At 64.1% G+C, this 13,831-nt stretch carries 16 protein-coding genes; 8 read left to right on the forward strand and 8 right to left on the reverse strand.

The window, feature by feature from the left end; genetic code table 11:
* Window positions 1–2: 2 nt before the first annotated feature.
* The 5 genes from IVA78_RS26040 to hslV form a co-directional block, all read right to left on the reverse strand.
* On the reverse strand, window positions 3–1,127 hold the full coding sequence (locus tag IVA78_RS26040) for a hypothetical protein (protein WP_247468525.1): 1,125 nt from the start codon (window positions 1,125–1,127) through the stop codon (window positions 3–5).
* Between the two features lie 194 nt (window positions 1,128–1,321).
* Complete coding sequence (gene hslU, locus IVA78_RS26045; RefSeq protein ID WP_247276599.1) at window positions 1,322–2,626, reverse strand: ATP-dependent protease ATPase subunit HslU; 1,305 nt, start codon at window positions 2,624–2,626, stop codon at window positions 1,322–1,324.
* 53 nt (window positions 2,627–2,679) lie between these two features.
* Window positions 2,680–3,297 carry a DUF2585 domain-containing protein gene (locus tag IVA78_RS26050; RefSeq protein WP_247421406.1) on the reverse strand — a complete coding sequence of 206 codons (618 nt, stop codon included), beginning with the start codon at window positions 3,295–3,297 and terminating at the stop codon, window positions 2,680–2,682.
* On the reverse strand, window positions 3,294–3,779 hold the full coding sequence (locus tag IVA78_RS26055) for a GNAT family N-acetyltransferase (protein ID WP_247421408.1): 486 nt from the start codon (window positions 3,777–3,779) through the stop codon (window positions 3,294–3,296). Before IVA78_RS26055 ends, IVA78_RS26050 begins: the two co-directional genes overlap by 4 nt.
* 188 nt (window positions 3,780–3,967) lie before the next feature.
* Window positions 3,968–4,528: an ATP-dependent protease subunit HslV gene (gene hslV, locus IVA78_RS26060; RefSeq protein WP_247276596.1), complete on the reverse strand. Its 561-nt coding sequence runs from the start codon at window positions 4,526–4,528 to the stop codon at window positions 3,968–3,970.
* Between the two features lie 249 nt (window positions 4,529–4,777).
* Here hslV and hisB point away from each other — a divergent pair, with 249 nt between their 5' ends.
* The 8 genes from hisB (at window position 4,778) to IVA78_RS26100 (ending at window position 10,125) form a co-directional block, all read left to right on the forward strand.
* Window positions 4,778–5,371, forward strand: coding sequence for an imidazoleglycerol-phosphate dehydratase HisB (gene hisB / locus IVA78_RS26065; RefSeq protein ID WP_247421411.1), 594 nt, complete (start codon window positions 4,778–4,780; stop codon window positions 5,369–5,371).
* A 63-nt stretch (window positions 5,372–5,434) separates the two neighbouring features.
* Window positions 5,435–5,965 carry a DUF2628 domain-containing protein gene (locus tag IVA78_RS26070; protein WP_247421412.1) on the forward strand — a complete coding sequence of 177 codons (531 nt, stop codon included), beginning with the start codon at window positions 5,435–5,437 and terminating at the stop codon, window positions 5,963–5,965.
* Complete coding sequence (gene hisH / locus IVA78_RS26075; RefSeq protein ID WP_247421415.1) at window positions 5,962–6,612, forward strand: imidazole glycerol phosphate synthase subunit HisH; 651 nt, start codon at window positions 5,962–5,964, stop codon at window positions 6,610–6,612. The genes IVA78_RS26070 and hisH overlap by 4 nt, the downstream gene beginning before the upstream one ends.
* A 154-nt stretch (window positions 6,613–6,766) precedes the next feature.
* Window positions 6,767–7,498, forward strand: coding sequence for a 1-(5-phosphoribosyl)-5-[(5-phosphoribosylamino)methylideneamino]imidazole-4-carboxamide isomerase (gene hisA, locus IVA78_RS26080; RefSeq protein ID WP_247421417.1), 732 nt, complete (start codon window positions 6,767–6,769; stop codon window positions 7,496–7,498).
* A 10-nt stretch (window positions 7,499–7,508) separates the two neighbouring features.
* A complete protein-coding gene (gene hisF, locus IVA78_RS26085; RefSeq protein WP_145630398.1) occupies window positions 7,509–8,282 on the forward strand; it encodes an imidazole glycerol phosphate synthase subunit HisF in 774 nt (257 codons plus the stop codon).
* A 79-nt stretch (window positions 8,283–8,361) separates the two neighbouring features.
* Window positions 8,362–8,688: a phosphoribosyl-ATP diphosphatase gene (locus IVA78_RS26090; RefSeq protein WP_247276591.1), complete on the forward strand. Its 327-nt coding sequence runs from the start codon at window positions 8,362–8,364 to the stop codon at window positions 8,686–8,688.
* 21 nt (window positions 8,689–8,709) lie between these two features.
* Window positions 8,710–9,666, forward strand: a complete 957-nt coding sequence (coaA, locus tag IVA78_RS26095; protein WP_200497031.1) for a type I pantothenate kinase — start codon at window positions 8,710–8,712, stop codon at window positions 9,664–9,666.
* Between the two features lie 105 nt (window positions 9,667–9,771).
* On the forward strand, window positions 9,772–10,125 hold the full coding sequence (locus tag IVA78_RS26100; protein WP_247421421.1) for a hypothetical protein: 354 nt from the start codon (window positions 9,772–9,774) through the stop codon (window positions 10,123–10,125).
* Here the strand turns inward: IVA78_RS26100 and IVA78_RS26105 are convergent.
* The 3 genes from IVA78_RS26105 to IVA78_RS26115 all read right to left on the reverse strand — a co-directional run bounded on the left by IVA78_RS26105 (window position 10,093) and on the right by IVA78_RS26115 (window position 13,734).
* Window positions 10,093–10,722, reverse strand: a complete 630-nt coding sequence (locus tag IVA78_RS26105) for a histidine phosphatase family protein (protein ID WP_247468675.1) — start codon at window positions 10,720–10,722, stop codon at window positions 10,093–10,095. The two genes, IVA78_RS26100 and IVA78_RS26105, sit on opposite strands and share 33 nt — an antisense overlap.
* Before the next feature lie 108 nt (window positions 10,723–10,830).
* Window positions 10,831–13,056 (reverse strand): ATP-binding protein, encoded by a 2,226-nt coding sequence (locus IVA78_RS26110; protein ID WP_247468528.1) that lies wholly within the window; start codon window positions 13,054–13,056, stop codon window positions 10,831–10,833.
* A 210-nt stretch (window positions 13,057–13,266) separates the two neighbouring features.
* A complete protein-coding gene (locus tag IVA78_RS26115; protein WP_247468531.1) occupies window positions 13,267–13,734 on the reverse strand; it encodes a hypothetical protein in 468 nt (155 codons plus the stop codon).
* Window positions 13,735–13,831 lie beyond the last annotated feature (97 nt).

Below are 13,831 nucleotides of genomic sequence, written 5' to 3' on the forward strand. Positions count from 1 at the left end.
TCCTAAAACGGCCGGATGATTCCGACCCGCGGGATCAGCGTGATGATCAGGCCGAAGATATTGGTGTTGCGATCCTCCGCCTGAATCGGCGGCGCCTTCCGCGCGGCGGGCAGCATCTTCACCGCATGCAGTATCAGGAACATGCAGACCGCCCAGTTCGAGATCCAGCGCGAATAGTCGAACACCATCGCGAACATCACGAGATAAGCGAGGCTGACGCCGATCAGCGCCGCGATCACGAGACGGCGATGAGTCACGCTGGCGAGCGCGTCGATCAGGTTCGCAAAGAAGCGCCATAACGGCGTGTGCAGCCAGATCAAAAGCGCGAAGACCGGCACGCCGAGGATGTTGTGCGGCAGCCGGCCCCAGGTGTCGGCAACCTCCTTCGCCAGCGGCTGATACCAGATGTAGCTGAATTGCAGCAGGTCGGTGCGGGATGGATCGGCCATCCGGCTCTTGAGATAGGCGACGAATTCCGCCTCCGGGATCGGCATCGTTCCCACAAATTGCGCCGCGAAGAACAATCCGGAGACGATCGCGAAGGCGGCAACACCGAACGCGACGTTGGTGCGATGGCAGCCGCAAGCCAGGTAATGTCTGATCACGACGATGGTGATGATCGTCGGCACATACATCAAGAGATGGATGTGGTGGATCAGGACGAGCATGATCGAGAACAGCGCAGCCGTCGCCACGAACAGCGATGAGCCCGCCGGCATCAGCAGCAGGACGATCGCCAGCGCACAGCCATAGATGTCGAAATGGCCGAGCGTGTGCATGAAGTTCTTGAGGAAGAACGGCGAGCCCGCGGTGAAGACGAACAACGGCAGCGTCTTCGCGGTGAAGCCGAACGTGTTCTGGAACAGTCTTGCGTAAAGGCCCAGCGTTGCCAGCCACGTCGCGCCGCCGAGCGCGAACACCAGCCATACCGGCACCTTCGCCGTGAACAGCGCGACGATCGCCCCGATCAGCGCACGCTTGATGAAGCCGAAATGGTAGTCGACGAGAAGGTGGATATAGGGAACGTAAGGCGGCAGCTGGATCTTGTGAACGAACACGCCGACGAGGACGGCGGTGTTGATCGCGAGCAGCAGGCGCCAGGGGTTTTGCGGGATGCTAGCGCGCATATGGCACTCGGCGCGCGTCAATCTCAGCGGTCGTTCCGGACAAGCGAGCATAGCGAGCGCTGATCCCGGACCCGTAACCACAGAAGGTCGTTTGAGCCGAGATCGAAGTCGCCATCTGTTTCAACAAGGACCGCCGGGGGTGGGGTCCTGGCCTTCGCCAGGACGACGCTCCTAGATAGCGCGGGAGCTCGGAATTACAAAATAAACCGGCTCAAATCCGCATTTTTGGCGAGGTCGCCGACGTGCTTCTGCACGTAATCGGCGTCGACCCGGACCGTCTCGCCATTGCGGTCGGGAGCGGTGAAGGAGATCTCGTCCAGCACCCGCTCCATCACGGTCTGGAGCCGCCGCGCGCCGATGTTCTCGACGGTGGAATTGACGGCGACCGCGACGTCGGCCAGCGCATCGATCGCGCTGTCGGTGATGTCGAGCGTCACGCCTTCGGTCAGCATCAAGGCGACATATTGCTTGATCAGCGAGGCTTCGGGCTCGGTCAGTATCCGGCGCATGTCGTCGCGGGTCAGCGCCTGCAATTCGACGCGGATCGGCAACCGGCCCTGCAACTCCGGCAACAGGTCGGACGGCTTTGCGACATGGAAGGCGCCGGAGGCGATGAACAGGATGTGGTCGGTCTTGACCGCGCCGTGCTTGGTCGAGACCGAGGTGCCCTCGATCAGCGGCAAGAGATCGCGCTGCACGCCCTCGCGTGAGACGTCGCCGCCGACGCGGCCGTCGCGCGCGCAGATCTTGTCGATCTCGTCCAGGAACACGATGCCGTTGTTCTCGACCGCGCTGATCGCCTCCAGCGTGAGCTGCTCGGTGTCCAAGAGCTTGTCGGATTCCTCGTTGACGAGGATTTCATGCGAGCCCTCCACCGTCAGCCGTCGCGTCTTGCTGCGGCCGCCCAGCTTGCCAAAGATGTCGCCGATCGAGATCGCGCCCATCTGCGCGCCCGGCATGCCGGGGATCTCGAACATCGGCATGCCGCCGCCGGACGACTGCGTCTCGATCTCGATTTCCTTGTCGTTGAGCTCGCCGGCACGCAGCTTCTTGCGGAACGATTCTCGCGTCGCGGAAGAGGCATTGGCGCCGACCAGTGCATCGAGCACACGCTCCTCGGCCGCGAGCTGCGCCCGCGCATGCACGTCCTTGCGCTTGCGCTCGCGCACCTGGACGATCGCGACCTCGACGAGATCGCGCACGATCTGCTCGACGTCGCGGCCGACATAGCCGACTTCGGTGAACTTGGTCGCTTCCACCTTCAGGAAGGGTGCATTCGCGAGCTTGGCGAGCCGCCGCGCGATTTCCGTCTTGCCGACGCCGGTGGGGCCGATCATCAGGATGTTTTTCGGCAGCACCTCCTCGCGCAAGGAGCCTTCGAGCTGCTGCCGCCGCCAGCGGTTGCGCAGCGCGATCGAGACGGCGCGCTTGGCATCGGCCTGGCCGACGATGAAACGGTCGAGTTCAGAAACGATTTCGCGGGGAGAGAAGTCTGTCATGGCACCTTAGCTAGGGTCAGTTTCCGGCCGGGACAAGCCGCTTTTTTCGGCCATCAGATGATCGGCGGCCCGGATTGCCATTGCTTCACGGCCTCCATCGGATGGATCAGCATGAGGATATTCAGCGTCAGATTGTCGCGAATGTGGAGCGCCAGCACGATCTCGAAGGCGAGCCCGATCGCCACCGTTGCCGGGACCGGCAGCAGGCGTGCGGCAAGGAAGCCCAGCACCATGAACAGCGTGTCAGAGACCGAATTGACGATGCTGTCGCCGTAATAGTCCAGCGAAATCGTACCGGCACGGTAGCGTTCGATGATGAATGGCGAGTTCTCGACGATTTCCCAGGCGCCTTCAATCAGCATGGCGATGATCAGCCGCGCCGGCCATGACAAAGGCAGCGCGGGCAGTCGCGCGAACAGCAGCCAGGTCAGGCCGTAGAACAGGAAGCCGTGCAGGACGTGGGAGAAACTATACCAGTCGGCGACCTGTTGCGAATTCTCCGAGCTGTTCACCGCGCCATGCCACAACTTCACATAGCCGCAGGTGCAGATCGGCACGCGCCCCGCCGCGAACAGGATGGAGGCCTGTAACGCCAGCAGCAACAGCGCGATGCCGAGCCAGGCTTGCGGGGGTACGGCGAGCTTGCTCCGTTGCGTGTTCGCCAGCGTCACGGTTGACGCACCATCAACAGCGCCGGTCCGTCCGGCGTCTCGACCATGCGGTCGCGGACGAAGCCGGCCTTCGCATAGGCGCGTACCGCGCGTGTGTTGAGCGGATCAGGATCGGTGACGATCCGCGGCAGACCGGCGCGCAGCTGCGCGTCGACGAATTGGCGAATGAAGGCCGAGCCATGGCCGCGCGCGATCATGTTGCTTTCGCCGATGAACTGGTCGATCCCACGCGTGCCCTCCGGTTGCGGCCCAAAGCCCGTATTCCAGGCCGTCAGCCGGTAACACTGAAGATAGCCGAAGGGCTTGTTGTCGGCCAAGACGATGAACTGGTCCATCGCCGGCTCGTCAAGATCGCCGCTGACCAGCTCAAGCTGCTCGTCCGGATCGCCCCACCATTCCCGCACATGCGCTTCGCCCAGCCACCGCCGGATCAGCGGCAGATCGGCCGTTGTCATCGCGCGGAAGGTGTAGGTGGGCGTCATCTAGCAGCCACGGTGGCACTGCGCTCCCTCTCCCGCTTGCGGGAGAGCGTCGGGGAGAGGGTGCTTCCGCAATGGGACAATCCCCCAGAGGAGAGAGCCCCCACCCGGCGCTTCGCGCCGACCTCCCCCGCAAGCGGGAGAGGTTGCACCGAGCATTCGGACAAGCCTTCGGACAAATGAAGCTCCGCCTACCCGCTCGCGAGGCTCTCGATCGTTACATTCCGGTTGGTGTAGACGCAGATGTCGGCGGCGATGTCGAGGGAGCGGCGGACGATGGTCTCGGCGTCCTTATCGGTGTCGAGCAGGGCGCGGGCCGCCGCCAGCGCATAATTACCGCCGGAGCCGATCGCCATCACGCCGGCCTCAGGCTCGAGCACGTCGCCGGTGCCGGTCAGCACCAGGGAGACGTCTTTGTCGGCCACGATCATCATGGCCTCCAGCCGCCGCAGGTAACGGTCGGTGCGCCAGTCCTTGGCGAGCTCGACCGCGGCCCGGGTCAGCTGCCCCGGATATTGCTCCAGCTTGCTCTCCAGCCGCTCAAAGAGCGTGAAGGCGTCGGCGGTGGCGCCGGCAAAGCCGCCGATGACGTCGCCCTTGCCGAGCTTGCGGACCTTCTTGGCGTTGGACTTGATTACGGTCTGGCCGATCGAGACTTGGCCGTCGCCGCCAACCACCACCTTGCCGCCCTTGCGGACCGTCAAAATCGTGGTGCCGTGCCAGCTAGGCGAGCTGTTCTGGGAATCCTGCATGAATGACCCTCGTTGTCGGCCTGATTTAGGCGGTCGGGGCAAAAGGGACAACCGGCGCACAACGGCCGCTCCGGGCCTAATTCGCTCACCATAGGCAGAAGTAGAGGCCCGGCTAGCCGTTCCCGCAGTAGCGAAGGCGTCATTTGGCTGGTAAAAGACCGGCGTTTTCGGCCCCGAACAGCATGATTTGGAAAAGCGGATACCGCTTTTCCGACCAAGACCATGCTGAAATGAAAGCGAAAGCCTTCAATGCGCACCGCGACGATCAAGCGCAAGACCAAGGAAACCGACATCGAGGTCACCGTGAACCTCGATGGCACCGGCGTGGCCAATATCGCGACCGGCATCGGCTTTTTCGACCATATGCTCGATCTCCTCGCCCGCCATTCCCGCATCGACCTCACGGTCAAGGCGGTAGGCGACTTGCACATTGATCATCACCATACCACCGAAGACACCGGCATTGCGCTCGGCCAGGCGGTCAAGCAGGCGCTCGGCAACATGGCGGGTATCACCCGCTATGCCAGCGTGCACATGCCCATGGACGAGACGCTGTCGCGCGTGGTCATCGACATCTCGGGCCGCCCGTTCCTGGTGTTCAAGGCCGACTTTCCCCGCGACAAGATCGGCGAGTTCGACACCGAGCTGGTGCGCGAGTGGTTCCAGGCCTTCGCCATCAACGCCGGCGTGACTCTCCACGTCGAGACACTATATGGCGATAACAGCCACCATATCGCCGAGTCCTGCTTCAAGGGTCTGGCGCGGGCGCTGCGCACCGCTGTCGCGATCGATCCGAAGGCTGTGGGCGAAATCCCGTCCACCAAGGGCTCGCTCGGCGGGTGACATCTCCAGCCAGCGGCACGCGCCGCTTGCGGTATCACTGAATTTAGAGAACGGGGCATCACCATGCCTGTCTACACAGTTCATGCTCCCTCCCCTGCCGGAGCCGATCTGCGCGCGACCGACAAGTTCGTCTTCGTGCGCGACGGCTTCCACTTCTGGGCGATGATCTTCGGCCCGCTCTGGCTGCTGTGGAATCGGCTGTGGCTGGCGCTGATCGGCTGGGTGATCTTCGTGGCCGCGTTCAATGCGGGGCTGTCCAGCCTGAGTGTTGGACGCAGCTCGATCTTCTTCGCCAATATCATCGTCGCGCTGCTGATGGGCTTCGAGGCCTCGAGCCTGCGCCGCTGGACTCTCTCACGCGGCAAATGGCGGCAGCTCGACGTCGTGATTGCCGACAAGGAAGACACTGCCGAGCATCGCTTCTTCGAACGTTGGAGCCAGAAGCAGCACGGCATCGTCAACGATCAATGGGCCGTCGATCGCGGCGGCCCGCCGCCGACCCGTAGCGTGCCGGGTCAGCAATTCTCGAACCCGCCGCCGTTGCCGGCGGGCGGCATCATTGGGTTGTTTCCAGAACCGGGAGGGTCAAGATGAGCGTCGCCATCATCGATTACGGTTCGGGCAATCTGCATTCCGCCGCCAAGGCCTTCGAACGTGCCGCGCGCAGCCTGGAGGACCCGCAAAAGGTATTCGTTACCAGCGATCCGGACCAGGCCTACAGCGCCGACCGTCTGGTGCTGCCGGGCGTCGGCGCTTTCGCCGATTGCCGGTGCGGACTTGACGCCGTCAACGGCATGGTTGAGGCCATCACCGAAGCGGTGCGCGTCAAGGCGCGGCCGTTCTTCGGCATCTGCGTCGGCATGCAATTGATGGCGAGCCGCGGCAAGGAGCACGTCACGACGGAGGGGCTGAATTGGATCGGCGGCGACGTCGAGAAGATCACGCCGCGCGACGAAAACCTGAAGATCCCGCACATGGGCTGGAACACGCTCGAGGTGCTGCGCGAGCATCCGGTGCTGAACAAGCTGCCGCTTGGCCCCAAGGGCCAGCACGCCTATTTCGTGCACTCCTATCACCTGAACCCCGCCAACGAGGCGGACGTGCTGGCGCGCGCCGACTATGGCGGGCCCGTCACCGCGATCGTCGCGAAGGACACCGCGATCGGCACGCAATTCCATCCCGAGAAGAGCCAGCGGTTCGGGCTGGCCCTGATCTCGAACTTTTTGCGATGGAAACCGTGATGGATTCGACGGCTTTCACCTCGTCATTGCGAGCGAAGCGAAGCAATCCAGCGTCTTTCCGCGGCGGCAGTCTGGATTGCTTCGCTGCGCTCGCAATGACGGAGTGCATAGCTGACAGGTCCGTTCCTGCGATGGGGACGGGAGCAGGTGCGACATGATTCTCTTCCCCGCGATCGATCTCAAGAACGGCCAGTGCGTGCGTCTCGAGCAAGGCGACATGGCGCGCGCCACCGTGTTCAATCTCGATCCCGCGGCGCAGGCGCAGAGCTTCGCCGCGCAGGGCTTTGAGTATCTCCACGTCGTCGATCTCGACGGCGCCTTTGCCGGCAAGCCGGTCAATGCGCAGGCCGTCGAGGTGATGCTGAAGACGATCAAGATTCCGGTGCAGCTCGGCGGCGGCATTCGCGATCTCGCGACCGTCGAAGCCTGGCTCGGCAAGGGCATCACCCGCGTCATCATCGGCACCGCCGCGGTGCGCGACCCTGAATTGGTGAAGGCGGCGGCGAAGCAATTCCCCGGCCGCATCGCAGTCGGGTTAGACGCCCGCGACGGCAAGGTCGCTGTCGAAGGCTGGGCCGAGACCTCGCAGGTCACAGTGCTGGAGATCGCGCAGCGGTTCGAGGACGCCGGCGTTGCCGCCATCATCTTCACCGACATCGCGCGCGACGGTCTGCTCAAGGGCCTGAACCTGGACGCGACCATTGCGCTGGCGGACGCGATTTCGATTCCGGTGATTGCCTCCGGCGGCCTTGCTTCGATCGAGGACGTCAAGGCGATGCTGACGCCGCGCGCCAAGAAGCTCGCCGGCGCGATCGCCGGCCGCGCGCTCTATGATGGCCGGCTTGATCCCGCCGCCGCCCTCGCCCTGATCCGTAACGCGCGCTAGGAGGCATGCAATGTTCAAGGTGCGCGTGATCCCCTGCCTCGACGTCAAGGACGGAAGGGTCGTCAAGGGCGTGAATTTCGTCGATTTGCGCGATGCCGGCGACCCTGTCGAAGCCGCAATCGCCTATGATGCCGCTGGGGCCGACGAGCTTACCTTCCTCGACATCACTGCGACCCACGAGAACCGCGGCATCATGCTTGATGTGGTCCGGCGCACGGCAGAAGCCTGCTTCATGCCTGTCACCGTCGGCGGCGGCGTGCGTGAGGTCAACGACATCAAGACGCTGCTGCGCGCCGGCGCCGACAAGGTCTCGATCAACAGCGCCGCGGTATCGCGGCGGGAGTTCGTCAAGGAAGCGGCCGAAAAATTCGGCGAGCAATGCGTGGTGGTGGCGATCGATGCCAAGCGCGTCAAGCGTCCGGGCGGCGACCGCTGGGAGATCTTCACCCATGGCGGGCGCAATTCGACCGGGATCGATGCCATCGAATATGCCCAGGAAGTGGTCTCGCTCGGCGCCGGCGAGATCCTGCTCACCTCGATGGATCGAGACGGCACCAGGCAGGGTTTTGACATTCCGCTGACCCGCGCGATCGCCGACAGCGTCTCCGTTCCGGTGATCGCCTCGGGCGGCGTCGGCAATCTTGACCATCTCGTCGACGGTATCCGCGACGGGCACGCCACCGCCGTGCTGGCGGCCTCGATCTTCCACTTCGGGGAATTCACCATCCGCGAAGCCAAGGAGCACATGGCACGGCGCGGGCTGCCCATGCGCCTCGATGCCTGACGACTCCCGTTCGTAAAAGTGCTACACGAGCCGTGCGGGACGGCTCGTTCGGCCGTATCGCGTTTTCCGAGTATTCCGTATGCCGCGTTTCACGATCCATGATCTGGCCGAGACCATCGATGCCCGCGCGGCCGCCGGTGGCGAGGCCTCCTATACCCGCAAGCTTCTGGACAAGGGCGCCGAGCATTGCGCCAAGAAGTTCGGTGAGGAGGCAGTCGAAACCGTAATCGCAGCAGTCGAAAACGATCGCGCGCATCTGATCGCCGAGAGCGCCGATCTGCTCTACCATTTCCTTGTGCTGCTCAAGGCCCGCGGCGTAAAGCTGGAGGAGGTCGAGGCCGCGCTGGACAAGCGGACGTCGATGTCAGGGTTGGAAGAAAAGGCGTCGCGCAAGAGCGGCAACTAGCCGAGGTGGAAAGATCGCGTCATGGATATCCGCGCACCCGAGCAGCAGTATAATCCGTACCGCGTCTATACGCGCGAAGAATGGGCGCGCCTGCGCGACGACACGCCGATGACGCTGGAGCCGGGCGAGTTCGACCGGCTGCGCTCGCTGCACGACCGCCTCGACCTCCAGGAGGTCGAGGACATTTACCTGCCGCTGTCGCGCCTGCTCTCGATCTACGTCGATGCGATGCAGCGCCTGTATTACGCCGAGCGGCAATTCCTCAACATCCGCGACCGCAAGGTGCCCTATATCATCGGCGTTGCCGGCTCGGTCGCGGTGGGCAAATCCACCACGGCCCGCGTGCTCCAGGCCCTCTTGGCGCGCTGGTCGCCGCGCCCGAAGGTCGAGCTGATCACCACCGACGGGTTTCTCTACCCCAACGCGGTGCTCGACCGGCAGGGCATCATGCAGAAGAAGGGTTTTCCCGAGAGCTACGACCTGCCACTGCTGCTCAGCTTCCTCTCCGACATCAAGTCCGGACGTCGTCATGTGCGCGCGCCGGTCTATTCGCATCTGACCTACGACATCGTGCCGAACCAGTGGGCCGAGATCGACCAGCCCGACATCCTGATCGTCGAAGGCGTCAACGTGCTGCAGACGGGCAAGCTGCCGCGCGACGGCAAGGCGGTGCCTGTGGTCTCCGACTTCTTCGATTTCTCGGTCTATATCGACGCCGACGAGGCGGCGCTGCGGCAATGGTACATCAAGCGCTTCCTGGCGCTGCGCGACACCGCCTTCACCAACCCGAAATCCTACTTCAACCGCTACGCGCTGTTGTCGGATGAGGAAGCCACCGCCACCGCGATCGCGATCTGGGAGCGCACCAATCTCGCCAATCTCGAGGACAACATCCTGCCGACCCGGCCCCGCGCGACGCTGATCCTGAAGAAGGGCGCCGACCACACGGTGGAGAGCGTGGCGCTCAGGCGGTTGTAATCGCGCCGGTGAACATGGCCCCCCTGGCTGGTTGGGCTGAGTGTCTTTTGTTGCAGACCTAAAATCGGTATTCCGCTATGCCTTCAAGAACGGCGGAGAGGCACTATGGTTGATCGTCTCAGAAGCGCTGCGGAGCAGCTTGAAGCTCCGATCTGCCCGGACTGCCACATCGAGATGAAGTGGTTTCGCTCCGAACTGCTGGCGGACGAGCCGACGCCGATCATCGCGCATCTTTTCGTGTGCCCACATTGCAAGCGCGCGGCAAAAGCGGACACCATCTTCAAAGCCGACCGAGCGCCGCCTGATAAGCTTACTGCGCCGCGTTTTCTTTCGCATGCCGACGGACTGAGTCCCGCCCGACGGCACGGGGCATGCTCGGCTCCCGACCTGGCCGTTACCCTAGCTGGCACGCCGCCGCTGGTTGGCTCACTTGCCTGCCTTCGTATTCCAGTCCGCTAGCCTGATGCGCCCCGCAAAGATGGCGGGGCCGGAGCTGCTGGCCTTGTAGACGAAGGCTTCGCCTTCCTGCACGTCGCCGGCCTCCTTGCCGAAGGCATCGGCGATGTTCGTCTTATGGGTGATCAGGAACGTGTTGGTGCCGGCCTTCGGCGGCGTATCGACGAGATGACGCACGGCTTGGCCCGCCTTTGCATTTGCACCCGTCGGGTTGGCCATTCCCGAGGCACTGGCGTTGCTGCTGTCCGTTAACGCATCGATCGGCTTGACCTCGCGGCCGGAGATCAGCTTGCCCGCCTCGACCGCGCGGTTCAGCCGGCTGGTGTAGACCTCGCCGATCGGAATCGCGAGATCCTTGACCGCTGTCCCGATCTGACGCGCCATGTCCCTGCCCTTTTCACTGAGCTGGCGCTGCGCGCTCATGTCGTCGAATTTGAAAGGGTAGACGTCCTTTTGGCTGTCATCGGTGGCGGTGTGCCGAAACACCAGCACGTAGCCGCCTTGCTTAAGAGATGTGATGAGTTCCGGCGTATCGGCCGCGGTGTGTCGGGAAATTCCAGCGAAAAGGACAATGAGTGCGAGGCGGCAAAGCACGTTCATGCGCAAAGTCCCCTATTGCAAAACGTCCCCTCGGGGATGGTGACGCGCAACGAGGCCGATTTCAATTATCGACTGCCGGTCGGGCCGAGGTTTTCGTGAAATTCTGGATCAGACTGTCAGGTGGCGGGACGCGGCCAGCCCCGCCAGCGCCTGATCCAGCTTCTCGCGGTCGAGCGGCTTGATCAGGAATCCATTCATGCCTGCCTCGAAGCAAGCGTAGCGGTCCTCGACCAGCGTATTGGCGGTGAGTGCCAGGATGGGCATGCGCTGGCGACCCATGGCCGCCTCATGCGCGCGAATGCGCTTTGTCGTCTCAATGCCGTCGAGCTGCGGCATCTGGATATCCATCAGCACGAGGTCGTAGGGCGTGCCGGCCGATAAGGCGGCGAGCCAGGATTCCAGCGCCGCCTCGCCGTGGACGGCGATGACGACGCGGTGGCCGAGTTTCGTCAGCAGCGAGCGCATCAACAGCGCATTGATCTCGTTGTCCTCGGCAACGAGGATCGACAGCCCTTTCGCCGGCGTTGCAGTTTTGGATTCGGCCAATGGCTCCGGTGCGAGCTCGGGCGAGGCGACCTCCGCCGTCAGCGAAAGGCGTGTCGCGAGCGAGGCGGCGCGCAGCGGCTTCACCAGGAATCCGGTGAAGGCCGGGGACAGTTCCTCATGGCGCGAGCTCGAGGTCAGCAGCACCAGGCGCTGCATCGCATGCGCCCGCGCGGTTTCGCCGAGATGGTCGGAAGCGGCGGGACCGATCGCGCGATCGACCAGCATGGCGTGCCATGAACGCTCCGGCAGCAGCGCTTGAGCCACGGCGGCGTCCGCCACCATGCAGGTCTGACCGCCCCAGCGCTCCAGGCGCCGTGCGATCAGCGACGCCTCGATGCCCTCGGCGACGAGGAGAATCGGCTTGCCGGCGAGTTCGGGGCAGGCGAATGCCGTCTGTCCGCTACCTGCTTGTGACGGGGCTAGCGGCACCGCGACCTCGAAGGTCGACCCCCTGCCCGGTTCGCTCTCGAGCGTGATCCGGCCGCCCATGCGCTTGACGATGCGCTCGCTGATGGACAGGCCGAGTCCGGTGCCGCCATAGGTGCGCGCGACGCGCTCGTCCGCCTGCTCGAACTCCCGGAAGATGCGCGATTGCGCTTCCGGCGCGATGCCGATGCCGGTGTCGCGGACCAGGAAGCTGATCTCGTTCGGCCGGATGCCGGGCTCGACGATCAGCGCGACGCCGCCGCTCGCGGTGAACTTGATGGCGTTGCCGGCGAGGTTGAGCAGCACCTGGCGCAGCCGCGCGGCGTCCCCCACCACCTCGAGCGGCAGGCGCTCGTCGATATAGGACGCGATCTCGAGAGTCTTGGCCTGCGCACGCGGCGCCAGAAGCTCGGTGATCTCCTCGACCAGCGTGGACAAGGCGAACGGACGCTGCTCGAGATCGAGCTTGCCGGCTTCGATCTTGGAATAATCGAGCAGCTCCTCGATCAGCGCCATCAGTGCTTCGCCCGAAGTTTTCACCGCCCTAGCGTAGGTCGTCTGCTCCGGCGTCAGCGTGGTGTCGAGCAAGAGGCTGCCCATGCCGATGATGCCGTTGAGGGGCGTGCGGATTTCGTGCGAGGCCATCGCGAGGAAACGCGACTTCGCGCGGTTGGCGGCATCGGCCTGATCGCGCGCGTCGGACAAAGCGCGCTCGGTCTCGGTGCGGTCGGTGACGTCGCGCCCGACGCTCTGCAATTCGGCGGGCTGGCCGGCATCGCGGCGCACATAGCCCTCGCGCCAGGCGATCCAGCGCGCACCGAGCGGGGTTGCGATTTTCTGGTCGTGAACGCGCGTGCCGCTGCTCTCGCGCGCGCTGTCGCCCTGCTCCAGCACGTCGAAGTCGAAGCGTGTGCCGACCAGCGCGCTCCGGGCCTGTCCGGCCAGCGCGCAATAGGCGTCATTGGCAAAGGTGATGCGGCCGCTCGTGTCGCGCAGCACGATCAGGTCGCCCTGCTGCTCGAATAGGCTGCGGGCGCGCTCTTCGGCTTCCTTGAGCTCCCAATTGCGGTCGATCAGCGCCTCGTTGTGGGCGGCGAGCGAACGCAGCCGCTTGTTGACGAAGCGCAGCCGCATGCTCAGCGTCGCAAGACCAAGGCACGCCAGCGCGAACAGGAAGCTCGCGCCGATCGCAAAGGCGTTGGGATCGTAGCCGGAATTCTCGGACCGGCTGCCGGAGACGAAGCCATAGGCGGCGCCGAACGTCGCCGAGAAGATCATGAAGGAGCGGAGCGCGAAGGCGATACGGGGATGCTGTCGCCTGAAGCGGCGCATGCGCACCTTGATCCGGAACGTCCGACCCATCGCCACCGACCCTTGTCCGAAACCCCGTGCCCGCCGTGTGCGACGATGTCGCGTCGACCTTGCGAACAGCTTGAGGCTTTGGCGCCGCCTCCAAACAGGGTTGACGAGGTGTTAACGCTTCAGAGCATGATCCGCAAAAGTGTGCAGCGATTTTCCAAAAAGATCATGCGCAAACAAAAAGCTAAAGCGCGATCGTGATCTCAGCGCGCTTTAGAGCGAGGCGGCCTGCAGGTGGCCATGGCCGCCGCGGGCGCCGACGATCAGCGCCGCGGCCTCGCGCTGCGAGAACGTCTTCGAGCGCACATAGATGCGGTAATCGGCCGGTCCTTCGGTGGAGAGATAGATCACCTGGCCGCCGTCGACGGGCTGCGCGGCGATCGAGACCAGGCGTGTCGACGGATTGCCCTGGCAGGATTCCGATTCCGAGCCGAGGCCGTCGTCGACCACCGCGAAGTCCGCAGCGTCCGCATTGTCGGTGACCTGGACCCGTACCGTGGCCTGCGCGGGATCATCGGTGAAGGCGACATGCACGCCGGCGGTCCAGAACAGGGAGGTGAGCTCGACCGAGGACTCGCCCAGGGCAATGCAGGGATGCGAGACCGATCCGATCTCGCCGCGGGCGAACACCGCCGCCGCCAACAGGGGAACAACCGAGGCCAGGATCTTGAAACGCAACATGACACTCTACTCGCCCGCCCCTCGGGAACTCGAGTTGGAAACACATGGGGCTTATGGTTTTCAGAGCGTAAAGGAAACTCGTTACCGCCGGGTTGAT

It is taken from the genome of Bradyrhizobium sp. 137, assembly GCF_023074095.1.
Lineage (GTDB): Bacteria > Pseudomonadota > Alphaproteobacteria > Rhizobiales > Xanthobacteraceae > Bradyrhizobium.

Coding starts and splice junctions, on each gene's coding strand:
- IVA78_RS26040 (WP_247468525.1), bottom strand. CDS start 1,127: ATGCGCGCTAGCATCCCGCAAAACCCCTGGCGCCTGCTGCTCGCGATC.
- hslU (WP_247276599.1), bottom strand. CDS start 2,626: ATGACAGACTTCTCTCCCCGCGAAATCGTTTCTGAACTCGACCGTTTC.
- IVA78_RS26055 (WP_247421408.1), bottom strand. CDS start 3,779: ATGACGCCCACCTACACCTTCCGCGCGATGACAACGGCCGATCTGCCG.
- hslV (WP_247276596.1), bottom strand. CDS start 4,528: ATGCAGGATTCCCAGAACAGCTCGCCTAGCTGGCACGGCACCACGATT.
- hisB (WP_247421411.1), top strand. CDS start 4,778: ATGCGCACCGCGACGATCAAGCGCAAGACCAAGGAAACCGACATCGAG.
- IVA78_RS26070 (WP_247421412.1), top strand. CDS start 5,435: ATGCCTGTCTACACAGTTCATGCTCCCTCCCCTGCCGGAGCCGATCTG.
- hisH (WP_247421415.1), top strand. CDS start 5,962: ATGAGCGTCGCCATCATCGATTACGGTTCGGGCAATCTGCATTCCGCC.
- hisA (WP_247421417.1), top strand. CDS start 6,767: ATGATTCTCTTCCCCGCGATCGATCTCAAGAACGGCCAGTGCGTGCGT.
- hisF (WP_145630398.1), top strand. CDS start 7,509: ATGTTCAAGGTGCGCGTGATCCCCTGCCTCGACGTCAAGGACGGAAGG.
- IVA78_RS26090 (WP_247276591.1), top strand. CDS start 8,362: ATGCCGCGTTTCACGATCCATGATCTGGCCGAGACCATCGATGCCCGC.
- coaA (WP_200497031.1), top strand. CDS start 8,710: ATGGATATCCGCGCACCCGAGCAGCAGTATAATCCGTACCGCGTCTAT.
- IVA78_RS26100 (WP_247421421.1), top strand. CDS start 9,772: ATGGTTGATCGTCTCAGAAGCGCTGCGGAGCAGCTTGAAGCTCCGATC.
- IVA78_RS26105 (WP_247468675.1), bottom strand. CDS start 10,722: ATGAACGTGCTTTGCCGCCTCGCACTCATTGTCCTTTTCGCTGGAATT.
- IVA78_RS26110 (WP_247468528.1), bottom strand. CDS start 13,056: ATGGGTCGGACGTTCCGGATCAAGGTGCGCATGCGCCGCTTCAGGCGA.
- IVA78_RS26115 (WP_247468531.1), bottom strand. CDS start 13,734: ATGTTGCGTTTCAAGATCCTGGCCTCGGTTGTTCCCCTGTTGGCGGCG.